This window comes from Roseovarius nubinhibens ISM (genome assembly GCF_000152625.1).
Classification (GTDB): Bacteria; Pseudomonadota; Alphaproteobacteria; order Rhodobacterales; family Rhodobacteraceae; genus Roseovarius; species Roseovarius nubinhibens.
This window is the reverse complement of record NZ_CH724156.1, coordinates 2,499,210-2,520,962: the sequence shown is the minus strand read 5'-3', so window position 1 is coordinate 2,520,962 and position 21,753 is coordinate 2,499,210. Positions and strand designations below refer to the sequence as shown.

General features: G+C 64.8%; 22 protein-coding genes. 6 read left to right on the top strand and 16 right to left on the bottom strand.

Features of this window, described 5'->3' with window-relative positions; genetic code table 11:
- Nucleotides 1–50: 50 nt before the first annotated feature.
- The 4 genes from ISM_RS12000 to ISM_RS11985 form a co-directional block, all read right to left on the bottom strand.
- Entirely contained in the window at nucleotides 51–989 is a 939-nt protein-coding gene (locus ISM_RS12000) for an NUDIX domain-containing protein (protein ID WP_009814446.1), read from the bottom strand.
- A gap of 3 nt (nucleotides 990–992) precedes the next feature.
- The gene (locus tag ISM_RS11995) at nucleotides 993–1,451 is read right to left on the bottom strand and encodes a TrgA family protein (protein ID WP_009814445.1); all 459 of its coding nucleotides are present in this window, start codon (nucleotides 1,449–1,451) and stop codon (nucleotides 993–995) included.
- A 109-nt stretch (nucleotides 1,452–1,560) separates the two neighbouring features.
- Nucleotides 1,561–2,982 (bottom strand): cryptochrome/photolyase family protein, encoded by a 1,422-nt coding sequence (locus ISM_RS11990; protein WP_009814444.1) that lies wholly within the window; start codon nucleotides 2,980–2,982, stop codon nucleotides 1,561–1,563.
- 57 nt (nucleotides 2,983–3,039) lie between these two features.
- Nucleotides 3,040–4,266, bottom strand: a complete 1,227-nt coding sequence (locus ISM_RS11985) for an aminotransferase class V-fold PLP-dependent enzyme (protein WP_009814443.1) — start codon at nucleotides 4,264–4,266, stop codon at nucleotides 3,040–3,042.
- Between the two features lie 399 nt (nucleotides 4,267–4,665).
- Here ISM_RS11985 and ISM_RS11980 point away from each other — a divergent pair, with 399 nt between their 5' ends.
- Nucleotides 4,666–6,486, top strand: a complete 1,821-nt coding sequence (locus ISM_RS11980; protein WP_009814442.1) for a BCCT family transporter — start codon at nucleotides 4,666–4,668, stop codon at nucleotides 6,484–6,486.
- Between the two features lie 154 nt (nucleotides 6,487–6,640).
- A complete protein-coding gene (locus ISM_RS11975; RefSeq protein WP_009814441.1) occupies nucleotides 6,641–7,132 on the top strand; it encodes a DUF1203 domain-containing protein in 492 nt (163 codons plus the stop codon).
- A gap of 69 nt (nucleotides 7,133–7,201) precedes the next feature.
- Here ISM_RS11975 and ISM_RS11970 read toward each other — a convergent pair whose 3' ends face one another.
- From ISM_RS11970 to ypfJ, 9 genes are all read right to left on the bottom strand, one after another.
- Nucleotides 7,202–8,626 carry a DegQ family serine endoprotease gene (locus ISM_RS11970; protein ID WP_009814440.1) on the bottom strand — a complete coding sequence of 475 codons (1,425 nt, stop codon included), beginning with the start codon at nucleotides 8,624–8,626 and terminating at the stop codon, nucleotides 7,202–7,204.
- Between the two features lie 244 nt (nucleotides 8,627–8,870).
- On the bottom strand, nucleotides 8,871–9,068 hold the full coding sequence (locus tag ISM_RS11965) for a DUF2065 family protein (protein WP_009814439.1): 198 nt from the start codon (nucleotides 9,066–9,068) through the stop codon (nucleotides 8,871–8,873).
- Nucleotides 9,065–9,937, bottom strand: a complete 873-nt coding sequence (gene hflC / locus ISM_RS11960; protein WP_009814438.1) for a protease modulator HflC — start codon at nucleotides 9,935–9,937, stop codon at nucleotides 9,065–9,067. Before hflC ends, ISM_RS11965 begins: the two co-directional genes overlap by 4 nt.
- Before the next feature lies 1 nt (nucleotide 9,938).
- Nucleotides 9,939–11,084: an FtsH protease activity modulator HflK gene (gene hflK, locus ISM_RS11955; RefSeq protein ID WP_009814437.1), complete on the bottom strand. Its 1,146-nt coding sequence runs from the start codon at nucleotides 11,082–11,084 to the stop codon at nucleotides 9,939–9,941.
- 82 nt (nucleotides 11,085–11,166) lie between these two features.
- Nucleotides 11,167–12,522 (bottom strand): glutathione-disulfide reductase, encoded by a 1,356-nt coding sequence (gor, locus tag ISM_RS11950; RefSeq protein WP_040618510.1) that lies wholly within the window; start codon nucleotides 12,520–12,522, stop codon nucleotides 11,167–11,169.
- 96 nt (nucleotides 12,523–12,618) lie between these two features.
- Nucleotides 12,619–13,407 (bottom strand): ribose-5-phosphate isomerase RpiA, encoded by a 789-nt coding sequence (gene rpiA / locus ISM_RS11945; protein WP_009814435.1) that lies wholly within the window; start codon nucleotides 13,405–13,407, stop codon nucleotides 12,619–12,621.
- Nucleotides 13,408–13,581: 174 nt separating this feature from the next.
- Nucleotides 13,582–13,716, bottom strand: coding sequence for a hypothetical protein (locus tag ISM_RS18605; protein ID WP_009814434.1), 135 nt, complete (start codon nucleotides 13,714–13,716; stop codon nucleotides 13,582–13,584).
- A gap of 41 nt (nucleotides 13,717–13,757) precedes the next feature.
- Nucleotides 13,758–14,243 carry a phosphatase domain-containing protein gene (locus ISM_RS11940; RefSeq protein WP_009814433.1) on the bottom strand — a complete coding sequence of 162 codons (486 nt, stop codon included), beginning with the start codon at nucleotides 14,241–14,243 and terminating at the stop codon, nucleotides 13,758–13,760.
- A gap of 7 nt (nucleotides 14,244–14,250) precedes the next feature.
- Complete coding sequence (gene ypfJ, locus ISM_RS11935) at nucleotides 14,251–15,090, bottom strand: KPN_02809 family neutral zinc metallopeptidase (protein WP_040618508.1); 840 nt, start codon at nucleotides 15,088–15,090, stop codon at nucleotides 14,251–14,253.
- Nucleotides 15,091–15,262: 172 nt separating this feature from the next.
- On the opposite strand from ypfJ, the gene ISM_RS11930 reads away from it, so the two are divergent.
- The 3 genes from ISM_RS11930 (at nucleotide 15,263) to ISM_RS11920 (ending at nucleotide 18,104) form a co-directional block, all read left to right on the top strand.
- On the top strand, nucleotides 15,263–15,640 hold the full coding sequence (locus ISM_RS11930) for a DUF202 domain-containing protein (protein WP_009814431.1): 378 nt from the start codon (nucleotides 15,263–15,265) through the stop codon (nucleotides 15,638–15,640).
- Between the two features lie 136 nt (nucleotides 15,641–15,776).
- Nucleotides 15,777–17,639, top strand: a complete 1,863-nt coding sequence (locus tag ISM_RS11925) for a DNA polymerase III subunit gamma/tau (RefSeq protein ID WP_009814430.1) — start codon at nucleotides 15,777–15,779, stop codon at nucleotides 17,637–17,639.
- Nucleotides 17,640–17,759: 120 nt separating this feature from the next.
- Nucleotides 17,760–18,104 carry a YbaB/EbfC family nucleoid-associated protein gene (locus ISM_RS11920; RefSeq protein ID WP_009814429.1) on the top strand — a complete coding sequence of 115 codons (345 nt, stop codon included), beginning with the start codon at nucleotides 17,760–17,762 and terminating at the stop codon, nucleotides 18,102–18,104.
- A gap of 74 nt (nucleotides 18,105–18,178) precedes the next feature.
- Here the strand turns inward: ISM_RS11920 and ISM_RS11915 are convergent, their stop codons facing one another.
- From ISM_RS11915 to ISM_RS11905, 3 genes are read right to left on the bottom strand one after another with little or no spacing between them, the layout of a single operon-like run.
- Complete coding sequence (locus tag ISM_RS11915; RefSeq protein ID WP_009814428.1) at nucleotides 18,179–18,280, bottom strand: lipoyl synthase; 102 nt, start codon at nucleotides 18,278–18,280, stop codon at nucleotides 18,179–18,181.
- Nucleotides 18,280–19,284: a cytochrome d ubiquinol oxidase subunit II gene (cydB, locus tag ISM_RS11910; RefSeq protein WP_009814427.1), complete on the bottom strand. Its 1,005-nt coding sequence runs from the start codon at nucleotides 19,282–19,284 to the stop codon at nucleotides 18,280–18,282. Before cydB ends, ISM_RS11915 begins: the two co-directional genes overlap by 1 nt.
- An 11-nt stretch (nucleotides 19,285–19,295) precedes the next feature.
- On the bottom strand, nucleotides 19,296–20,705 hold the full coding sequence (locus ISM_RS11905; RefSeq protein ID WP_009814426.1) for a cytochrome ubiquinol oxidase subunit I: 1,410 nt from the start codon (nucleotides 20,703–20,705) through the stop codon (nucleotides 19,296–19,298).
- Nucleotides 20,706–21,158: 453 nt separating this feature from the next.
- Here ISM_RS11905 and recR point away from each other — a divergent pair, with 453 nt between their 5' ends.
- Nucleotides 21,159–21,752: a recombination mediator RecR gene (recR, locus tag ISM_RS11900; RefSeq protein ID WP_009814425.1), complete on the top strand. Its 594-nt coding sequence runs from the start codon at nucleotides 21,159–21,161 to the stop codon at nucleotides 21,750–21,752.
- Nucleotide 21,753: the final 1 nt, after the last annotated feature.

Below are 21,753 nucleotides of genomic sequence, written 5' to 3'. Positions count from 1 at the left end.
TTGTCTCTCCAATTCCGTCCGCCCTGATGTAGGCCCCAGCATAGCGGAACTCAAGCGGATGCACGCAGCCTTTCACGTTCTCTTTGCAGCCACAGAAGCGACAGGATCAACGGCCCGTTGTCTGCCTCGCCACTGTCGAGCAACCCTTGCGCGACCTCATAGTCGATCACATGGGTGCGAATATCCTCATGTTCCGCATCAAGCCCGCCTTGGCCATGGCCCAACTCGGGAAGATCGCACAAGCCGAGGAAGAGATGGAAATATTCGGTCGAGGCCCCGGGCGTGCAGTAATGCGAACTGATCCGCTCGATCCCATAGAGCTCGACCCCCGCCTCCTCGCGCGCCTCGCGCCGGGCGGTGGCCTCGGGGCTCTCGCCGCCGTCGACCCGGCCGGCAATCGGCTCGAGGATCCAGGGCCGCGGATCGCCCCGCCCATAGGGCCCCATGCGGAACTGCTCGACGAGCAGCACCCGGTCCCGCTTGGGATCATAGGCCAGCAAAATCGCCGCATCGGTGGCGACAAACACCTCGCGGCGCAGCACATCGCTCATGCCGCCGTCAAAACGCGGATGCCGCAGCTCCATGGCGCGAAAGGTGAAAAACCCCTCGTGCATATTCTCCGACCGGATCAATTCGACCGTCTCGGCGCTTTGGTCGCTGCGCTGCGTCGCAGGCACCCCCGGTGCCGCCGCGATCCGCGCCGCCGCCCGCGACAGGATCATGCCCCGCCGCTGATAGAGCGTCTCGGGCGCAATCCGGCCAAAGCCGCCCATGATCTCCTGCGCCGCCAACCGCTCGAGCGCCCCGGCGCCGCCCTCCTCGGCCTCGCCATAGCGTTCTCCCGACACATGGCTGAGGCCGGTGGCCCGCGCATAATGGTCGAGCCGCGCAATCTCGGTATCGCCGATCTCGGCCGGCGCGCAGCCATTCAGCACGATGTCGCGCAGCGCCTTGTCGCCCAGAGGGCCATCAAGCTTGGGGGATGTCACAGATCAGCTCCAGCGCCGGTGCAGGGTTTCGGCCAGAAGACCTATCACGATGCCGCCCCCGATCAACAGCCCCAAGAGCGGCAGGTTCAGCAGGTAATAGGCATATTCGGTGGCGATCTCGAAAATCCCCGTCAGCGCGTCCATCAGACCTTTGTAATCCCGGTCGAGCGCATTGGCGAGCATCTGGTTGCAGCTATGGGCAAAGAGCACCCAGAACACCATCGCGCCGACCCCGGTGAGCCCGGTGCTGATCGCGTCGCTGAACCCGGTGCCGAGACGGCTGCCGATCACGGTCCAGCCGCAAAACAGGCCGATCCCTGCGTTCACATAGTTGAACCAGCCGAAATTCGTCTCGGGCGGCATGGTGGGGCGGACGATCTCCGACCCGATCCAGCCGATGGCCGCCAGGCAGAGCGCCGCCACCAGCCGCGCAATCGTGGGCATCTTGTCCGAGGGACGCATGGTGTGATTTCCTCGCCTGCCTGTCCTGTCCTCGCCCTCACTTTCGGGACAAGTCGCGCGTTGCGCAAGGGCGGCGATCACTTTTCGCGCGCCCTGTGGCGCGGGCGGCTCAACCGGGCTTGCGCGCCTCATAGGCCGCAAGCGCCGCCTGCCGCCCCTCTTTCAGCCCGACAATGGGACTGTCGGGATACCGACGCGATGCCGACAGGTTCCAGCTTTGCGGAATCGCCTCGAAATAGGCCAGCGCCGTGTCGGGCGGCGCGTCCTGACCTTCGGCGATCCACGCCCGGCGATAGGCCCCGCCCTTGTCGAATTTCTCGGCCTGGGTGTCCGGGTTGAAGACCCGGAAAAACGGTGCCGCATCCGGCCCCGACCCGGCCACCCATTGCCAGCCGAGCGCATTCGACGCCACATCCCAATCACTCAGATGCTCCTCGAACCAGCGCTGCCCGACACGCCAATGGGTCAATAAATGCTTGGTCAAATAGGAGGCCACGACCATCCGCGCACGGTTGTGCATCTTGCCGGTCACATACATCTCGCGCATCGCCGCATCGACGAATTCAACGCCGGTGCGCCCCTGTTTCCAGGCCATAACCTCCGGGCTGTCCCCCGCCTCGCGCCATGGAAACCCGTCCCATTCCTCGCGCCAATTGCCCGAGGCCAGACGCGGCGTGTGATAGATCAGGTGATAGGCAAACTCGCGCCAAACGAGCTCTTTCGCCCATGTCTCCGCCCCCGCCGCCCCCTCCTGCCGCGCCCGCATCGCCGCGTGCCAGCATTGGCGGATCGAGATCTCGCCAAGGCTCAGGTTTTCCGACAGGCCCGAGGTCCCCGCTTCGCCCGGCAGGTCGCGCCGCGCGCGATACTCCGCGATGCCCTGCGCCATGAACGCCCCGAGCCGCCCCTGCGCCGTGGCTTCGCCGACATGCTGATGCGGCAGGCAAACCGCCGCCCCGCGCTGCATCGCCGCCCCCAGCGCCCAGTCGTCCAGATCCTCGCTCTCGGGCCAATGCGCGGGCGCTGTGATCTCCGCAGGCGCCGTCAGCGGTGCCGCCACATCGCGCGACTTCACCGCGTTCCAATAGGGCGTGTAGACCTTGTAATAGCTGCCCTGCCCGGTCTCGACCTCCCAAGGCTCAAAGAGCAGATGCCCGGCATGGCTCTGCGCCTCGACCCCTGCCGCAACCAGCGTCTCTTTCACCCCCCGGTCGCGCGCAATGCTCTCGGGATCATAGGCCCGCGTCCAATAGACCGCGCCCGCGCCGGTCTCCTCGACCAGCGCCGATAGTACCTCTGCCGCCTGCCCGCTGCGCAGGATGAGACGGCTGCCTTTCTCGGCCAGCGCGCGGCCCATGGCCTCGATGCCAAGCCCCAGACGCCATTTCGGTGCCGCGCCCAACCCATGCATCTGATCATCGCGGATCATCACCGGGATCACCGGCCCGCCCCGCGCCACGGCCGCCCGCAGCGCCGGGTGATCGCTCAGCCGCAGATCGCGCCTGAGCCAGAGCAAGGTCGGATTGGTCACCGGGCGCGATCCTTTCTGGGCTGGGTTCGACCAGAGATAGGGCGCGGGCTTACCGGGTCAAAGAATATCGTCCAGCGCGTTGAGCAGCGCATCGATCTCATCGCGGCGCGTGTAATGCACGAAACTCAGCCGCAGCACGCCATGCCCCGGATCAATGCCCAGCGCCTCGAGCGCGCGCACCGCGTAGAAATCACCGCCCCCCGCCATGATGCCCCGCGCCGCGAGCTGCTCTGCCGCCGCCTCGCCTTTCATGTGGCTCAGCGCAAGCGCCACGGTCGGCGCGCGGCGCTCGGCCTGATCCGGCCCCAGAAGACGCACGGCATTGCGCCCTTTCACCCCGTTCAACAGAGGCTGCAACAGCGCCGCCTCATGGTCCCGCATGAGCTGATGCACCCCGTCACAGCGGCTCGCCGCATCGCCCGCAATCCCGTGATGCTGGGCCAGCGCGTCGATATAATCGGCCATTCCCGCACAGGCCGCGATCTGCGCATGATCCGGCCCCGCCGGGGTGAATTTCTTGGTCAGGCTCTCGGCGTTGAAATAATGCGCCTGATTGGGCAATTGCCGCGCCAATTCACGGCGCATCACCATGATCCCCTGATGCGGGCCATAGGTCTTATAGGCCGAAAACAGGTAAATATCCGGCCCCATCATCCCGACATTGCAAAACCCGTGCGGCGCATAGCTCACCCCGTCAACACAGACAAAGGCCCCCGCCGCATGGGCGCGCGCTGTGATCTCGACCACCGGGTTTTCCTCGCCCACCACATTCGAGCAATGGGGAAAACAAACAAGCCGCACCTTTTCATCCAGCAGATCGTCGAGATCATCGGGGTCAAGATGCCCGGTCTCCGGGTTCATCTTCCATTCGCGGATCTCAAAGCCTTCCTCGGCCAGCCGCCGCCACGGGCCGCTGTTGGCTTCATGGTCCTGATTGGTGACGATGATCGCCTCGCCCTTTTCCATGAACCCGGCAAAGGCCCGCGCCAGCACATAGGTATTGGCGGTGGTCGACGGGCCAAAGCTCAGCTCGTCCTCGCCCACCCCCAGCAATCCGGCCAGCCGGGTGCGCGCCTCGTCCATCTCGGCCCCGCCAAGACGGCTCGCCTCATAGGGCGCATAGGGCTGCACCTTGCGGGCGTGATAGAACCGCGTCAGCCGCTCGATCACCGGGCGACAGGTATAGGACCCACCGGCATTCTCGAAAAACGCCTGCCCCTTGAGGCTCGGCTCGTCAAAGGCCGGGAACTGACCTCGCACATATTCAATATCCAACATTGCCATCTGACTGCCTTTCGTCTCTGTCGCCCGCCTCTCTTCTCAGCGGGTCATTTTCCTCTCGTGACAGAACCACCATTGCCCGCAGGGGGCAAGCCCGGGGGGCCGCGTGCAGGTCACGATCTGGGCAGAACCGCCCAAGCTAACCCGACGGCAATTCAAGAAATCCGAAGAAAATTGTAGAAATATGAAATTTACTCCAATTTAAGCCGGTTTTAACCTTGGCTCAGGTCGCTTATAGATACGGAAGCGCCGTTCACCGCCACATGACGGCATGTGCCGCATGGAAGACTATGCGCCACTGACCAAATTCCCTCTCCGCCGGCAGCCTTTCAAAAAGGGAGGAACAGGCTGCCCGAGAGAGACGTTAACCAGAAAAATCCTAACAAATAGGGGACAGAAGGTATGAGTGTAAAACCGCCTTTTACCGATCTCGAGATCAAGACACAGGATTCGGGATTCTACGAAAACAACAGCCTGCCCATCGCACTGGTCTCCAAGGGGATCATGGTTTTGCTGGTGGTCTGGGCGCTGGCCTTCCCGGCCAATGCCAATGGCATGCTGGGCAAGATCAACGGCGCGCTGCTCCAGTATTTCAACCAGTTCTACATCGTGATCGTCGGCTTCTTTGCCTTCTTCCTGCTGGTGCTGGCCGTGCTGCCCGCCACCGGAAGCAAGCTGATGGGCACCGAGGGCGAAAGGCCCGAGTTCTCGACCTTCTCTTGGTTCTCGATGATGTTCGGTGCCGGTCTCGGCGTCGGTCTGATGGTCTTTGCCACCGCCGAGCCGCTCGGCCTGTGGGGCTCGAACCCTCTGGTGATCGCCGGCGAGGTTGCGCCCAACACCGAAGAGGCGCTCACCGGGGCCTATCGCTGGACCTTTGCGCATTACGGGTTTCACGCATGGTCGATCTATGTGGTGACCGGGCTCTGCCTGGCCTATTACGCCTATACCCGTGACATGCCGCTGACGATCCGCTCGGCGCTGACGCCGATCTTTGGCAGCGCGCTGAACGGCTTTCTCGGCCATGTGTTCGACGTGCTCGGCGTGGTTGCCACGATCCTCGGCGTGTCGGTCACCATCGGCTTTGGCGTGAGCCAGTTCGTCGACGGTCTCTATGCCATCACCGGCATGGAATGGATGGTCAGCACGGACGAAGTTCCGGTGCCCACGAAAACCGGCCTGATCGCCGCGCTTCTGGCCATCATGTTCCTGTCGATCCTGTCGGCGGTCTCGGGCGTGGGGCGTGGGGTGAAATACCTGTCGAACCTCAACCTCGTGCTGTCGCTGATCCTGCTGGCAACCTTCGTGGTCTTTGGCTCCTTTGCCTTTGCCATGACGACCTATGGCTCGGCTCTGGTGGATTACATCCTGAACTTCGCCTCGCTGAGCTTCAACGCCTATGGCCCGCAATCGGCCGACGCCTTCGCCGCAGCCCTGCCCGAAGCCGCGCGCCCGCTGGCCGATCAGCTCTATGCCGGCGCCACCAACCCCTGGGGCAGCTTTGCTGGCTTCACCGGTGGTCTTGAGGGCGCCGCAGCCGAGCTTGACGAAGCCACACTCGCCGCCGTCTACGAGGCGGGCAACGCCGGTCGCCAATTCGCTTGGCAGTCGGGCTGGACCACCTTCTACTGGGCCTGGTGGATTGCCTTCTCGCCCTTCGTCGGTCTCTTCCTGGCGCGGATCTCCAAAGGCCGCACCGTGCGCGAATTCATCATCGGCTGCGTTCTCGCACCGGCGCTGGTCTGCTTTGCCTGGATGACCATCCTCGGCGGCACCGCGATCGATCTCGAACTTTCGGGCGTGGCCGAAGGCGCGATCACCGGCGCATCGCAAACCAATCAGCTCTTCGCGACGCTCGGTCAGATGATCGACGGCGGCCTGCTGCAGGGTCTGACGGTGATGTGCGTGGTGCTGATCATGACCTTCCTCGTGACCTCGGCCGACTCGGGCATCCTCGTGATGAACACGATCATGTCGGGCGGCAGCCAGGAAACCTCGATCCGTCACCGCATCGTCTGGGGCATCATCCTGACGCTGGTGATCGGCACGCTGATTCTGGCGGCGGGCGAAAACAACCCGCTCGACGCGCTGAAAAACGCGATGATCATCGGCGCGCTGCCCTTCACCATGGTCATGGGGCTGATGTGCATCTCGCTGATCAAGGCGCTCTGGATGGACAACAAGCGCGAGAAATACGGCGTGGCTGAACAGCCGGCGGAATAACCCCCGCCCCCATGCCATCGGCCTTGAACGGCGCCGCCTCTCGCGGCGCCGTTTTTCGTAGCTCTAGACCTCGCAGGATTTGCGCAGGAACCGGGTCGCCCGAGGGCGACAGCCCCGCCAGATTGGCCGGGACACCGCCATAGGAGCCCCGCCCATGTCCTTTCAATCCTTTCAGATCACCGCCCTGCCCCGCGCCCGCTTTGCGCCGCTCTTCGCCCTCACCGACGCCGCGCTGGCAAAACGCGCGATCCACCGCGTCACCGCCGAGGCCGATCATGGCTACCCCTGCCGGATCAGCCTCGAGGACGCGCGTGCCGGCGAAACGCTGCTCTTGCTGAACTACCAGCATCTCGACATCGCCTCGCCCTATGCGGCGCGCCACGCGATCTACCTGCGCGAAACCGCGCCCGAGGCCCGCCCCGCCCCGGGCGACATCCCCCCGGCGCTCTCCTGCCGGATGCTGTCGCTGCGCGGCTTCGACGAGGCGGGCATGATGCAGGCGGCAGAGCTCGCGCAGGGCGGCGATTGCGGGCCGATCCTGACCACGCTGCTCGCCCGTCCCGACATCGCCTTTGTCGATCTGCACAATGCCGCACCCGGCTGTTTTGCGGCCCGCGCCTATCCATGCGAACCCATGGGCCACTGACGCGAAAAAGGCGCCGCTCGCGCGACGCCTTCCCCGTTGCTGGCTTGTAAAGCCGCTGCCCCTCGACCGTTACTCGTCGTCCAGCGACAAGGCCACGAAACGCGGCTCGCCGGACCGACGCACCAGAAGCAGCAGCGATTTGCGCCCCGCCTCTTTCGCGTCTTCGATACGGGTTTCGAAATCTTCGACCGTGGCCAGGCTCTGCTGGCCGGCTTCGGTGATCACATCGCCGCCCCGAAGGCCCTTTTCATAGGCCTCGCTCTCGGGATCGACATCACGCACCACGAGACCATTGGCCTCGGGCTTGAGATCCAGTTGCTGACGCAGCTCATCGCTCATCTCGCTGAGCGTCAGACCCAGAACATCGCGCTCCACCGGGGCGGGATCTTCGGCATCTTGCGTCTGCGCGGCGGGCACGGTGCCCTCGGCCTCTTCGCGACGGCCCAGCGTCACCTTGAGCGTCGTCGTCTTGCCATCGCGGAACACCACGACGCGCACCGCCTTGCCGACCTCGGCATTGCCAACGCGCCGGACGAGACCGCGGGTGTCTTCGACATCCTTGCCGTCAAAGCTCAGGATCACGTCGCCGGATTTCATGCCGCCGTCCATCGCCGGACCTTCCGGCACATCGGTGACCAGCGCGCCGCGCGCCTGTTCAAGCCCGATCGCCTCGGCCACATCCTCGGTCACGTCCTGAATGCGCACCCCAAGCCAGCCGCGGCGGGTCTCGCCGAACTCCTTGAGCTGCTCGACCACGCGGGTCACCACATTCGACGCCATCGAGAAACCGATCCCGATCGAGCCGCCATTGGGGCTCAGGATCGCGGTGTTCACGCCGACAACCTCGCCGCTCATGTTGAACAGCGGCCCGCCCGAGTTGCCCCGGTTGATCGCGGCATCGGTCTGAATATAGTCGTCATAGGTGCCGCTCAGCGCGCGATTGCGGGCCGAAACAATCCCGGCCGAGACCGAAAACCCTTGGCCGAGAGGGTTGCCCATGGCCATCACCCAATCGCCAACCCGCGCCGTGTCGCTGTCGCCAAAGCTGACAAAAGGCAGCGGCCCATCCGCCGTGACCTTGAGCAGCGCAATATCGGTCTTGGGGTCGGTGCCGATCACCTCGGCCTTAAGCTCGCCGCCCTCGTAGAACTCGATGATGATCTCATCGGCGCTCTCGATCACATGGTTGTTGGTGACGATGAACCCGTCCTCGCTGATGACAAAGCCCGAGCCCAGCGCCGAGGTCCGGCGCGGCTGATCTTCGCCGCCATTGCGATCCCGGAACTCGCGAAAGAAATCCTCAAAGGGCGAGCCTTCGGGCACCATGGGAAGCGTGTCGGTATTCGCGGCGACCACGGTCGAGGTGGTGATGTTGACCACCGCCGGGCTGACCTTCTGGGCCAGATCGGCAAAGCTCTCGGGGCGGGCCTGCGCCGCGAGGGTCTGTGCCAGCACCAGGGCCAGGGCGACGGCCCAGAACCACAGGGCGCGCATGGCGCTCGTCGTTTCATGTTTCGCGGTTAGGGCAAGGGCTCTCACGCTTTCCTCCTCTTGAAAACTGCCAGCTCATCTTGCCGAAGATCGGTCTCCGATCCGTCTCCGGCCGATGTCTCTCGTCTCTATGTAGGGTGTCATCCAAAGATAACAAAGTCACAATGGTCCAGTCACGACGCTGTGAAGCCCACGCCTCGGCAAAACCGCGCCGGTTGTGCGCCCGGGCCCCACAGAACCGCCGGGCTCACGCCCCGAGGCTCTTGCCGAGCCAGATCAGAACGAGCCCCAGCGCCATCGCAGCCAACCCCATCAGACGCCGCTGGTCAATCGGCAGTTGCCGCAACACCACCAGCATCCGCTCAATAAGCGAAGGGGCCAGCGCATAGGCCAGCCCCTCCACCAATAAGACAAGCCCGAGGGCAAGTGCGGCAACCCCGATCATTGCCGGGGGCTGTCGCTCTTGAAGTAGTTAAAGAACTCGCTGTCCGGTGACAGAACCATGGTCGAGTTCTCGCCCTTGAGCGCCTCGCGATAGGCATTGAGCGAACGGTAGAATTCAAAGAATTCCTCATCCGCGCCAAAGGCCTCGGCAAAGATGGCGTTGCGCTTGGCATCGGCCTCACCCTGGATGATCTCGGCCTGACGCTTGGCGTCCGACACGATCTCGACCTGGGTCCGGTCGGCCTGGGCGCGCACCCGCTGCGCCGCCTCGTTACCGCGCGCCACCTCGTCTGCGGCTTCGCGTTCGCGCTCGGCCCGCATCCGGGCAAAGGTGGCTTCGAGGTTCTCGCGCGGCAGGTCGGTCCGCTTGAGCCGTACGTCGATGATCTCGACCCCGAGCGCCTGCGCGTCCCGAATGGCGACGTTGCGGATCCGCAGCATGAGCGCCGCCCGGTCCGTGCTCAGGATATCGTTCGAGCTGACCGACCCGAGGATTTCCCGCGTCTTGGCGCGCAGAATGGAATCAAGCCGCTGCTCGGCGAGCGGAATGCCCCCGGCACCGACCGCCTGACGGAAGGTCTGCACATCGCGGATCCGGTAGCGGGCAAAGGCATCGACCACCAGACGACGATCGTCGAGCGGCGTCACCTCGAGAGGCCCGACATCGCGGCTCAGGATACGGTCGTCATAGCGCACCAGCTCCTGCACCAGCGGGATCTTGAAGCCGAGACCGGGGTCTTCCTTGACCTTGACCACCTTGCCAAACTGCATGACGAGAACTTTTTCACGCTCGTCCACGATAAAGATCGAGGACAGGGCGCCGATGACGACGATCACGAGGATCGGGAAAAGATACTTCAACTTGCTCATCTCATTCACCTCCCGAGCGACGCAGCTCGTTCAGGGGCAGATAAGGCACGACGCCGCTGCCCCCCTCCGATGTTTCGTCCAGGATAATCTTGTCCATCCCGCCGAGAACATCTTCCATCGCTTCGAGATAGAGACGCTTGCGGGTCACGTTCGGGGCCTTCTCATATTCGCCCAGAACCGCCGAGAACCGGCTCGCCTCACCCTCGGCCTCGTTGACCACACGGGCGCGATAGCCCTCGGCCACCTCGAGCGTCTGCGCCGCTTCACCGCGCGCCTCGGCGAGAACCTTTGCCGCATAGGCATCGGCCTGTTTCTCGAGACGGTCACGTTCCTGCGCCGCGGCCTGAACGTCGCGGAAGGCGTCGATCACCTGCTCCGGCGGGTCCGCCTTGTCAAAGTTGACCCGGATGATGCTCACACCGCTGTCATAGCTGTCGAGCGTCAGCTGGATCAGATCCTGCAGCCGGTCGGCAATCGATTCACGGTCCCGGTTGAGGATCGGGGCCAGCTCGGATTGCGCGATGATCTCGCGCATGGCGCTTTCGCTCACCGCGCGGATCGTCGCCTGCGGATCCTGCAGGTTGAACAGATATTTCGCCGGGTCGTTGATGTTCCAGACCACCTGGAAATCGATCTCGACGATATTCTCGTCGCCGGTGAGCATCAGATTGGCTTCACTGCCGCGCGGGCCGACGCCAATGTTTTCGCTCTGCTCACGGGTCACCGCGATCACCTCTGCGGTGACCAGGGGCCAGGGCGCAAAGTTGAGACCGGGACCGGTCGTGTTGCTGTATTCCCCAAGGAAGAGCTCGACGCCCTGCTCTTCGGGTTTGACCGTGTAAAAGCTGGAAAAGGCCCAGAGCCCGATCACCGCCAGAACACCGAGGCCCACGGTGCCGCGCGAAAAGCCGGGGCCGCCTGCGCCGCCCCGGGGGCCGCGCGTGCCATTGCCGCCGCCTTTGCCGCCCATGAGGACGCGCAGCTGATCCTGACCCTTGCGAACCAGATCGTCGATCTCGGGCAACCCGCCACCTTCAGGGGGCTTGCGGCCGCCGCCATTGTTGCCGCCGCCTCCGCCGTTGTTGCCGCGGTTGCCACCGCCGCCCGATTGTCCGCCGCCCCATGGGCCGCCAGAATGTCCAGCCATCAAAAACCTTCCTTTTTCATCCACTCGCCCTGCTCTACGCTGTCCCGGGCGCTCTTCATACCTGTATATGACCGCGCGAAAATCAAGCGCGGCGCACGGGTTCCTTCATGGTCACCAGTTCCTCGGACATGGTCGGATGCACCGCCACGGTCCGGTCGAAATCTTCCTTGGTTGCGCCCATCTTGACGGCGATCCCGACCATCTGGATCAGCTCGCCCGCCCCCGGTGCCACGATGTGACAGCCGAGAACCTTGCGATTGGCACGGCTCACGATGAGCTTCATGAGCACGCGTTCCTCTTGCCCGGCAAAGCTCTCGCGCATCGGTTTGAACGAGGTCGCATAGACTTCGATCTCTTCTTTCTCACGCGCCTCTTCCTCGCTGAGCCCCACGGTGCCCATCTCGGGCTGGGTGAAGATCGCGGTCGGGATGAGCTCGTGATCGACCGGCGTCGGGTTACCCTTGAACACGGTCTCGACAAAGGCCATGCCCTCGCGGATCGCCACCGGCGTGAGGTTCACCCGGTCGGTCACATCGCCGATCGCATAGATCGACGGCACCGCGGTCTGGCTATACTCATCGACCTTCACCTCGCCGCCCCGGCCAAGCTCGACCCCAAGCTCCTCAAGGCCGAGCCCCTCGGTATTGGGCGCCCGCCCGGTGGCGAAAAGCACCTTGTCAAAGATCTTCTCGCTGCCATTGGTGGCCTTGGTCCAGATGCCGCCATCGCGCGGCTCCAGCTCGAGGATATTGGTGCCGAGATGCAGATCGACGCCGCCCCGGATCATCTCGTCGGCCACCAGCCCGCGCGCCTCGTCGTCAAAGCCGCGCAGCACCTGCGCGCCGCGATAATACTGCGTGACCTGCACGCCCATCCCGTTGAGAATACCGGCAAATTCGCAGGCAATATAGCCGCCGCCGATGATCAGAACAGATTTCGGCAGCTCTTCGAGATGGAAAATATCGTTGCTGGTGATGCCATGTTCGGCGCCGGGCATATCCGGTTTGACGGGCCGCCCGCCGGTGGCCACCAGAATATGCTTGGCGGTCTTTTCCTCACCGGTCGAGAGCCGTACCGTATGGGCATCCTTGACCGTGGCGCGCGCATCATAGGTCTCGACCCCGTTCGAGCCGAGGATCTTGCGATAGACCCCTTCGAGCCGGTCCAGCTCGGCATGAAGCTTGCTGCGGAACGCGCCCCAATCAAAGCCGCCGGCATGGACGGTCCAGCCATATTCGGCCGCCTGTTTGATCGCGCCGGGAAACTCGCTCGCATAGACCATGAGCTTTTTCGGGACACAGCCGCGGATGACGCAGGTGCCGCCATAGCGGTCTTCTTCGGCCAGCGCGACCTTGGCCCCGGTCTGGGCCGCCACGCGCGCCGCGCGCACACCGCCCGAACCGCCCCCGATCACGAACAGGTCATAGTCGAAACTCATCATCTTCCTCCCAAGGCCCGGCCCCTCGGCCCGGCGCAGTCGCTTGTCTCATCCGGACCCTAGCCGCTTTGCCAAGGCACGCCAACCGGCGCGGGCTCAGTCCGACAGGTCCGAGAACAGATTGTCGCTTTCCACGAAATCGAGCCGGTCCTGGCGCACCGTGCCGTCATTGATGTCCCGCACTTCCACGCGGCCATCGCCATAGCCCACGCAGACAATGTCACAGATATCAATGAATAGCCCGTTTTCAACGACCCCCGGCACTTGATTGAGCACCATCGACAATTGTCGCGGGTTGCCGATCCGGCCGAGATGCAGGTCGAGAATGTGATTGCCCTCATCGGTCACATAGGGCCGGTCGCCGCTCATCCGCAGCGTCACGTCGCGGCCCAGCACATCCATCGAGACCAGCATTTCTTCGACCAGCGCCCGGGTCGTCTGCCAGCCAAAGGGGATCACTTCGATGGGCAGCGGGAAATGCCCGAGGCTTTCGACCTCCTTGCCGACATCGGCGATCACGATCATCTGGTCGCTGGCGGTGGCCACGATCTTTTCTTGCAAGAGCGCGCCGCCGCCGCCCTTGATCAGGTTCAGCTCGCCATCGAACTCATCCGCCCCGTCAATCGTCAGGTCGAGCCATTTGGCCTCGTCGAGACTGACCACGTCGATGCCCAACTCCTGCGCCAGCGCGGCGGTCCGGGTCGAGGTCGGCACGCCCTTGATGCGCAGCCCGTCCTCGCGCACCATTTCGCCAAGGCATCGCACCATCCAGGCCGCCGTGCTGCCAGTGCCGAGCCCGACGCGCATGCCGTCCTCGACATATTCCACCGCCTTCTTCGCGGCGACGAATTTGGCCTGATCGATGGGCGACAATTCCCCTGACATGATGACGACTCCCCAAATGTCTCGCCGGAGTTATAGGCGAGACATCCGCGCCGTGCGAGGGGCTTTCGCCCGGTTCTGCCCGGTTCTGCCCGGCAGGCGGGGGCAAAGCCGCGACAAACGGCCCCCTTCGGCCCTATCGCCGCCCGGCGCGCCGCGCCGGGGCCGGTCCATCGCTCACGGAGAGGACCAGCCGCGATAGGCCACCTCCGGTCGGCCCGCCTCCCAGATGGCGGCCAGCGCCACCACCGGCAGCGAGAGCAGCAAGAGCAGGCTGAACATTCTCAGGTTGATCCGCATGGGTGCCTCCATTCCAGTGGCTCCCAGGATGGCTGATTCCGGTAAAATCGCGGTTAACCGTGCTTACCCGTGGCCCAGTTCATCTGCCCCGGCGTCTCGACCGCCTCGGGCTGCACCGCCCGCAACCGCTTGAGCGCCGCCACCGGCCGCTCGCCGCCCGCGATCATCAGCCGCAGCGCGATCATCCCCGACCGGCCCCGCCCGGCGCGGCAATGGATGAGCACCCGCCCGCCGCCGCGCAGCGCCGCCAGCGCCCGCGCCTCGATCTCGCCCCAGGTCTTGGTGTCGATCTCGCCGGGCACGCCGAAATCCTCGATCGGAAAATGCAGCCAGCGCGCGCCCTGTTCGATAAACCGCGCACCCAGATCGGCACAGCCCAGCGCCGCCATTTCCGCGCTTGGCGTCAGGCTGATCACCAGCGCCGGTTTCCAGTCGCGGATATGCGCCATGTCGGCGTCGAACTCGCCGTCGCCGCCGGGACAGGGGCAGATCGCGACGATCCCGCCCGCCACCTGCAACGCCTTGATGACCACGCTCATCGCCGGGTCAGAGCCGATCGGCCCCGAATGTGTCGCAAGCCTGCATCCGGCCACTGCGATAGCCCTTGGTGAACCAGCCCGAGCGCTGTTCCGACGTGCCATGGGTAAAGGTATGGGGCTGCGGCACCCGCCCGGCGCTGCGCTGCAAATGATCGTCCCCGATCATCCGCGCCGCATTCAGCGCCTCGTCGATATCGCCGGGCTCCAGCAGCCCGCCCACCGCCTGCGCCCAGACCCCGCTCAGGCAATCGGCCTGCAATTCGAGCCGCACGGTAAGCGCATTGGCCCGCGCCTCGCCGCTGGCCTGCCGCGCCTCATTGACCTGCCCCAGAATGCCAAGCTCGTTTTGCACATGATGCGCCACCTCATGGGCGATCACATAGGCGGCGGCAAAATCGCCCCCCGCCCCGAGCCGCTGCGCCAGCGTGGCGAAAAACGCGGTGTCGAGATAGGCCTTGCGATCCGCCGGACAATAGAACGGCCCGGTCGCCCCCGAGGCCCCGCCACAGGGGCTCTGCGTCACCCCGGAATAGAGCACCAGAACCGGCGGGCGATACTCTTGGCCGAGCTGCTCACGAAAGAGATCGGCCCAGACCTCCTCGGTGGTGGCCAGCACCTTCGAGGTGAACTCGGCCGCGCGTTCCTCTTCCGCCGTCGGCGCGCGCCCCGATTGGCCTTGGGCGTAGGGGTCCTGCCCCTGCAAGAGCGGCGTCACATCGATCCCCGCGAAATAGCCGATGGCGAGCACCACCAAAAGACCGACACCGCCGATCCCGGCCTCGGCCCCGCCCCCGCTGCGGCGGCGATCCTCGATATTCCGGCTGCCCCGGATATTTCTCAAACGCATGTGACCCCCCAAGGTCTGACAGAGATACGCCGTCACGATACGCCCGCGCGGGCCCATCACCAACCAAAAGATGGGGCAACCCGCGCCCCGGTCAAACCGCCCTGCGCGCCCCGCCTCTGGACCCCGAGCGCAAACGCGCCATTATCTACGGCACCTCACAAGGCATCGGTTCATGGCCAGCGACGACGACATCTCCAACACGGACAAGGCCACCTTGCGCACCAACTGGGCCGAGGACCGCACCATCATGGCCAATGAGCGCACGTTCAATTCCTGGATGGGCACCGGGCTCGGCTCGGTCGGTGTGGCCATCGCGCTCAAGGCGGTGTTCGGCGATTTCGATCCGACCTGGGCCGCGAAACTCGTGGCGACGCTCTTTTTGCTCACCGCCATCGTGATCTTCTGGGCGGCGCGACGGCAAGCGCATAAGACGCTCGACCGGCTGTCGGAAAACGACGCCTGTTCGATGCCGACCAAGAATTTCACCCTGATCACCTCGGTGATGACGGTGGCGACACTGGCCACCGGCGCGGTGCTCTGGGGGCTCTGACCGCTCCGCCAGATCACAGGCCAGCCCCCCGCCCAGCCCCCCGACCTACGTCCCGACCGAGACCCCCATGGACCAACCGCCGCGCAGGTCTTAACTTGGGGGGCGATCCATTCACGAATCCCGTCAGGACATCTTCATGCAGGATACCGCCAGCGGCGCCTATCAGGTCCTCGCCCGGAAATACCGGCCCGAAACCTTTGCCGATCTCGTCGGCCAGGACGCCATGGTGCGCACCCTGAAAAACGCGTTTCAGGCGGACCGCATCGCGCAGGCCTTCATCATGACGGGCATCCGCGGCACCGGCAAAACCACCACCGCGCGGATCATCGCCAAGGGGATGAACTGCATCGGCCCCGACGGCAATGGCGGCCCGACGACCGAACCTTGCGGCCAATGCGAACATTGCACCGCCATCATGGAAGGCCGCCATGTCGATGTGCTCGAAATGGACGCCGCCTCGCGCACCGGGGTCGGCGACATCCGCGAAATCATCGACAGCGTCGCCTATCGCGCCGCCTCGGCCCGCTACAAGATCTACATCATCGACGAAGTTCACATGCTCTCGACCAGCGCCTTCAACGCGCTGCTCAAAACGCTCGAAGAGCCGCCCGAACATGTGAAATTCATCTTCGCCACCACCGAAATCCGCAAGGTGCCGGTCACCGTTCTGTCGCGCTGTCAGCGCTTCGATCTGCGCCGCATCGAACCCGAGGTGATGATCGCCCTGCTGCGCCGCATCGCCGATGCCGAACAGGCCCAGATTTCCGACGACGCGCTGGCGCTGATCACCCGCGCCGCCGAAGGCTCGGCCCGCGACGCCACCTCGCTTCTCGATCAGGCGATCTCGCACGGGGCGGGTGAAACCACCGCCGAACAGGTGCGCGCCATGCTCGGCCTCGCCGACCGGGGGCGGGTGCTCGATCTCTTCGATCTGATCCTCAAGGGCGACGCCGCCGGCGCGCTCACCGAGATCAGCACGCAATATGCCGACGGGGCCGACCCGCTGGCGGTGCTGCGCGATCTGGCCGAGGTCACCCATTGGGTCTCGGTGGTCAAGATCACCCCCGAGGCCGCCGAAGACCCGACCATCGGCCCCGATGAACGCGCCCGGGGTCAGCAGATGGCCGAGGCGCTGCCGATGCGGGTGCTGACCCGGATGTGGCAGATGCTGCTCAAGGCGCTCGAAGAGGTCGCCGCCGCGCCCAACACGATGATGGCCGCCGAAATGGCGGTGATCCGGCTGACCCATGTCGCCGATCTGCCAAGCCCCGAGGACCTGCTGCGCCGCCTGCAATCGACGCCCCAGCCCCCGGCCCCCGGCCCCAATTCCGGCCCAGGCCCCAATGGCCCCGGCCCCGGCGCAGGCGCGCCCTCTGGCGGCGCTCAGGGCAGCGCTCAGGCCCCCTCCGGCGCACCGTCGTCTTACCGACAGGATACCGACGCGATGCCGACAGGCGGATCCGGCTATGCGCCCACCGCCTCCGCCTCGGGTTCTGGCTCGGGCTCGGGCTCCGGCTCCGGCAGCGCCCAGACCGCCACCGCGCTCGCCGCCGATCAGGCCCTCGCCCGCTACCCGAGCTTTGAGCATGTGATCGAACTCATCCGCGCCAACCGCGATGTGAAACTGCTGGTCGAGGTGGAAAACTGCCTCCGCCTCGCCGCCTACCGCCCCGGCCGGATCGAATTCGCCCCCACCGAAGACGCCGCCCCCGATCTCGCCCAGAAACTCGGCTCCGCCCTGCAACGCTGGACCGGCAACCGCTGGGCAGTGACCGTGGTCGCCGAGGGCGGCGATGAAACCATCGCCGAGAAACGCGACGCCGCCCGGCTCGCGCTCGAGGCCGAGGCCAAGAAACACGCGCTGGTTCAGGCGGTTATCGCCAATTTCCCAAGCGCCAAGATCCTCGACATCCGCACCCCCGACGCCATCGCCCAAGAGGTGCAGGCCGACGCCCTGCCCGAGGTCGACGAGGAATGGGACCCGTTCGAAGACGACTGAGCCGCCCATGCCACGATCCGCGCATCGCACCGCCGGGCACGCCCCGCCCTTGTCCCGGGCGGCGCGGACCCGTATCTAGAGCCCAAGCACGCAATTCAGCAAAACCAGCGGAGACAGCACATGTTCAAGGGATTGGGCCAGATGGGCGATATGGCCAAGATGATGAAGGCCGCCCAGGAAATGCAGCAGAAAATGGCCAATCTGCAGGAAGAAATGCACAGCATGACCGTCACCGGCGAAAGCGGTGCCGGTCTGGTCAAGGCCGTCGCCACCTGCAAGGGCGAGCTCAAATCGCTCGACATCGACCCGTCGATTTTCAACACCGATGACAAGGAAGTGGTCGAAGACCTGATCCTCGCCGCGATCAAGGACGCGCAGGGCAAGGCCAGCGACAAGGCGCAGGAAGAAATGGGCAAGCTGACCGAAGGCATGGGCCTGCCCAAGGACATGAAGCTCCCCTTCTAACCGCCTGATCCGACAGGATGAAGGCCGGGCGCCCCTCGCGGCCCCGGCCTTTTTCTTGCGCGCCGTTCAGGTGCTCAGAGAAAGAGCTTGATCACAAAGGCCAGGACCCCCACCGCCGCGACCCCCGCCAGCCAGAGCGCCACGAACCACGCCCCCTTGCGCAGCCGCGCGCCCATCAGTGATAGCCCTCTTCCGGGTCGACCTTGCCGCGAAACACCCAATAGGCATAGGCGGTATAGCCAAGGATCAGCGGCACCAGAACCACCGCCCCCACGAGGGCAAAGCCAAGGCTCACATCCGGCGCGGCGGCCTGCCAGATGGTGACGCTCGGCGGCACCATCATCGGATAGAAACTGATCCCGATGCCGATGAAACTCACCACGAAAATCCCCAGCGCCGCAAAGAACGGCTCGTGATCCTTCTCGGCCTTGAGCGAGGCAAAGAACCGCCATGTCAGCACCAGCATCAGCAGCGGCACCACCATGGTCCAGAGGCTTCCGGGCAGGTTGAACCAGCGTTGCAGATAGACCGGGTCCTGAAACGGCGTCATCAGGCTTACCACCCCGATGAGGCCAAGCGTCGCCGCCCCGAGATAGACGGCAAAGCCACGCATCTGCGCCTGCACCTCGCCCGCCGTCTTCATCACCAGCCAGGCCGCGCCCAAGAGCGCATAGCCCACCACCACCGCCACACCGGTGAGGATCGAAAACGGTGTCAGCCAATCGAACCAGCCGCCCGCATAGGCGCGTTCGCTGACCTCGATCCCCTGCACCAACGCCCCGAGCGCGATCCCCTGACAGAGCGCCGCAATGGTCGAACCGCCAAAGAATGCCGCGTCCCAGACCTTGCGCCAGCGCGTCGTGCGCCAGCGGTATTCAAAGGACACGCCGCGAAACACCAGCGCCAGCAGCATCAGGATGATCGGCATATAGAGCGCCGGCATGATGATCGCATAAGCCAAAGGAAACACGGCAAAAAGCCCCCCACCCCCGAGCACCAGCCAGGTCTCGTTGCCATCCCAGACCGGCGCCACCGAATTCATCATCACATCGCGGTCCCGGTCGCTCTTGGCAAAGGGAAAGAGGATGCCAAGCCCAAGGTCAAACCCATCGAGAATGACATAGGTGAGCACCGAAAAGGCGATGAGACCGGCCCAGATGAACGCAAGATCGAATTCCATGTCGCTGCTCCTTAATCCAGAACCGAGGTGTCATGGGACACCTGCTGGGTTGGGGTGATCCCGGCGGCCCGCACCGGCCCGTCGCGCAGGCCGAGATGCCGCGTCGCGGCCGGTTTGTTCATCATCCGCAGGATGTAATAGGTGCCCGCCCCGAAGACGAAGAAATAGACCACCACAAAGGCGATGAGCGACGCGGCCACCGCCGGCGCTTCCACCGGCGCAATCGAGTCGGAGGTGCGCAACAGCCCATAGACCGTCCAGGGCTGCCGTCCGACCTCCGTCGTCACCCAGCCCGCCAGCACCGCGACAAAGCCGCTCGGCCCCATCATTAGCGCCGCCCGGTGCAGCCAGCGATCTTCATAGAGCCGCCCCCGCGCCCGCCGCCACAGCGCCCAGAGCCCGACCCCGAGCATGGCAAAGCCAAGACCGACCATCACCCGAAAGCTCCAGAAGACAATCGCGATGGGCGGCTCTTCGTCATCGGGCACGGTGTCAAGCCCGGCCAGCGGCGCGTTCAGATCATGCTTGAGGATGAGCGAGCTGAGCTTGGGGATTTCCACCGCATAATCAATGCGCTTCTCTTCCACATTGGGGATGCCAAAGAGGATGAGCGGCGCGCCATGATCATGGCTGTCGAAATGCCCCTCCATCGCCATCACCTTGACCGGCTGATGTTCAAGCGTGTTGAGCCCGTGCTGATCCCCCGCGAGGATCTGCAAGGGCGTCACGATCACCGCCATCCACATCGCCATGGAAAACATCCGCCGCGCCTCGGCATCGCTGCGATCGCGCAAAAGATGCAGCGCGCCCACCGCTGCCACCACAAAGGCCGTGGTCAGATAGGCCGCCAGCACCATATGCACCAGCCGATAGGGGAAGGACGGGTTGAACACCACTTTCCACCAATCCTCGGGGATGAACTGGCCCACCTCGTTCATGCCATAGCCCGCCGGCGTCTGCATCCAGCTGTTGACCGACAGGATCCAGGTGGCCGACATCAGCGTGCCAAAGGCCACCATGAAGGTCGCCAGCATATGGAGCTTGTCGCCCACCCGCTCGCGGCCAAAGAGCATGATGCCCAAAAACCCCGCCTCGAGGAAAAACGCCGACAGCACCTCATAGGCCATCAGCGGCCCGATCACCGGCCCGGCCTTGTCGGAAAACACCGACCAATTGGTGCCGAATTGATAGGACATCACGATGCCCGACACGACGCCCATGCCAAAGGCCACGGCAAAGATCTTTTTCCAATAGGTAAAAAGCCGCAGATAGGTCTCGTCCCGGGTCCGAAGCCAGAGCCCGTTGAGCACCGCCAGATAGCTGGCAAGCCCGATGGAAAAGGCCGGGAAAATGATGTGAAAAGATACGGTAAAGGCGAATTGAAACCGCGCCAGCAGCTCCGCAGAAGCTCCGTCAAACATCTCTGCTCTCCTCGTCGCCACGCGTCACCCGTGCGGCTCTACACAAAATACTGCCCCGCCTGCGAAGGGCTCGGGTACCGGCGGTTGCGGCCAAATGGGCCGCCCCGACATGACTGGGGTACATGGGCATGATACGCTCCTGCGGCTGCTTCCGTACATCCCCCGCAGATCATCCGCGGCGGACCTGTTGCCCAGACGATGCCACAGCACGCGCCGCGCCCCGATGGCACCAAAGGTCGCGCCCCGCGCGCGCATATCGGGAATCCCTTTGTTTTCAAGGGCATCGCACGCACGCCCCGCGTCACCGTGCCGCGTTTCGACGCGCCGGACCGGGCACGCCACAGGCGGGACCGACGCGAGACACCCGGGCAATTCTTCGGCCAAATCCCCGGTTCATCTCCTCCCCGCGATAGGGTAAAACGGCCCGACCCACCCCTGCAAAGGCTTGCGCAGATGAGCAGCACCAAGGATATCGACGCGCTGATCGACATGATGGCCAAGCTGCCCGGCCTCGGGCCGCGCTCGGCCCGCCGCGCCGTGCTGCATCTCATCCGCAAGCGCGAGCACAAGCTGCGCCCGCTCGCCGACCTGATGCAGATCGTCGCCGCCACCGCCCGCGAATGCGACCGCTGCGGCAATGTCGGCACCACCGACATCTGCGACATCTGCCGCGACGACCGCCGCGCCACCGGGCTTCTCTGCGTGGTCGAAGATGTGGCCGATCTCTGGGCGATGGAACGCGCCGGCGCCTTCAAGGGGCGCTACCATGTGCTCGGCGGCACGCTCTCGGCGCTCGATCAGGTGGGCCCGGACGAGCTGCGCATTCCCGGCCTCGTCGCGCGGCTCGCCGAGGAGAACATCACCGAGGTGATCCTCGCGCTCAACGCCACCGTCGACGGTCAGACCACCGCCCATTACATCGCTGATCAGATCGAGGACCGGGTGACGCTCACCTCGCTGGCCAAAGGCGTGCCCATCGGCGGCGAGCTCGACTATCTCGACGATGGCACGATCACCGCCGCGCTCTCGGCGCGCAAGGCCTTCTAGG

What these genes read in the sequence shown, in the direction of transcription:
- hflK (WP_009814437.1), bottom strand. Translation starts at nt 11,084, where the DNA reads ATGGCTGGACATTCTGGCGGCCCATGGGGCGGCGGACAATCGGGCGGC.
- ISM_RS11905 (WP_009814426.1), bottom strand. Translation starts at nt 20,705, where the DNA reads ATGTTTGACGGAGCTTCTGCGGAGCTGCTGGCGCGGTTTCAATTCGCC.
- ISM_RS11915 (WP_009814428.1), bottom strand. Translation starts at nt 18,280, where the DNA reads ATGGGCGCGCGGCTGCGCAAGGGGGCGTGGTTCGTGGCGCTCTGGCTG.
- cydB (WP_009814427.1), bottom strand. Translation starts at nt 19,284, where the DNA reads ATGGAATTCGATCTTGCGTTCATCTGGGCCGGTCTCATCGCCTTTTCG.
- ISM_RS11940 (WP_009814433.1), bottom strand. Translation starts at nt 14,243, where the DNA reads ATGAGCGTGGTCATCAAGGCGTTGCAGGTGGCGGGCGGGATCGTCGCG.
- hflC (WP_009814438.1), bottom strand. Translation starts at nt 9,937, where the DNA reads ATGAGCAAGTTGAAGTATCTTTTCCCGATCCTCGTGATCGTCGTCATC.
- ISM_RS11925 (WP_009814430.1), top strand. Translation starts at nt 15,777, where the DNA reads ATGCAGGATACCGCCAGCGGCGCCTATCAGGTCCTCGCCCGGAAATAC.
- recR (WP_009814425.1), top strand. Translation starts at nt 21,159, where the DNA reads ATGAGCAGCACCAAGGATATCGACGCGCTGATCGACATGATGGCCAAG.
- ISM_RS18605 (WP_009814434.1), bottom strand. Translation starts at nt 13,716, where the DNA reads ATGGAGGCACCCATGCGGATCAACCTGAGAATGTTCAGCCTGCTCTTG.
- ISM_RS11965 (WP_009814439.1), bottom strand. Translation starts at nt 9,068, where the DNA reads ATGATCGGGGTTGCCGCACTTGCCCTCGGGCTTGTCTTATTGGTGGAG.
- ISM_RS11970 (WP_009814440.1), bottom strand. Translation starts at nt 8,626, where the DNA reads ATGCGCGCCCTGTGGTTCTGGGCCGTCGCCCTGGCCCTGGTGCTGGCA.
- gor (WP_040618510.1), bottom strand. Translation starts at nt 12,522, where the DNA reads ATGAGTTTCGACTATGACCTGTTCGTGATCGGGGGCGGTTCGGGCGGT.
- ISM_RS11975 (WP_009814441.1), top strand. Translation starts at nt 6,641, where the DNA reads ATGTCCTTTCAATCCTTTCAGATCACCGCCCTGCCCCGCGCCCGCTTT.
- ISM_RS11920 (WP_009814429.1), top strand. Translation starts at nt 17,760, where the DNA reads ATGTTCAAGGGATTGGGCCAGATGGGCGATATGGCCAAGATGATGAAG.
- ISM_RS11995 (WP_009814445.1), bottom strand. Translation starts at nt 1,451, where the DNA reads ATGCGTCCCTCGGACAAGATGCCCACGATTGCGCGGCTGGTGGCGGCG.
- ISM_RS11985 (WP_009814443.1), bottom strand. Translation starts at nt 4,266, where the DNA reads ATGGCAATGTTGGATATTGAATATGTGCGAGGTCAGTTCCCGGCCTTT.
- ypfJ (WP_040618508.1), bottom strand. Translation starts at nt 15,090, where the DNA reads ATGCGTTTGAGAAATATCCGGGGCAGCCGGAATATCGAGGATCGCCGC.
- rpiA (WP_009814435.1), bottom strand. Translation starts at nt 13,407, where the DNA reads ATGTCAGGGGAATTGTCGCCCATCGATCAGGCCAAATTCGTCGCCGCG.
- ISM_RS11930 (WP_009814431.1), top strand. Translation starts at nt 15,263, where the DNA reads ATGGCCAGCGACGACGACATCTCCAACACGGACAAGGCCACCTTGCGC.
- ISM_RS11980 (WP_009814442.1), top strand. Translation starts at nt 4,666, where the DNA reads ATGAGTGTAAAACCGCCTTTTACCGATCTCGAGATCAAGACACAGGAT.